Source organism: Oleiphilus sp. HI0128 (assembly GCF_001635365.1).
In genome coordinates, this window is sequence record NZ_LWGG01000597.1 from 1 (window position 1) to 278 (window position 278).

Genomic DNA, 278 nt, shown 5'->3' on the forward strand with positions numbered 1-278 from the left:
GCTTATCGCCAGCTGAAAGAAAAACAGCAGTCGATGCAGCAAAGACAATGGGCTTATCAATGTGCGGTGTAGATATTCTTCGAAGTGCTACCGGGCCCGTTGTCATGGAAGTGAACTCTTCCCCGGGGCTAGAAGGCATTGAAACGGCTACCGGCAAAAATGTAGCGGGGATGATTATTTCGCATATCGAAAAGAAGGCAAAACCCAACGCAACCAAAACTAAAGGGAAAGGTTAGTTATTAGTTGAGACAATGCAAATATTAGTTGAGATATTACAA

At 43.9% G+C, this 278-nt stretch carries 1 pseudogene; it reads left to right on the top strand.

The annotated features are described in order from the left end of the window. Positions 1-236: pseudogene (locus A3763_RS07260) on the top strand (30S ribosomal protein S6--L-glutamate ligase); the annotation flags it as partial. Positions 237-278: the final 42 nt, after the last annotated feature.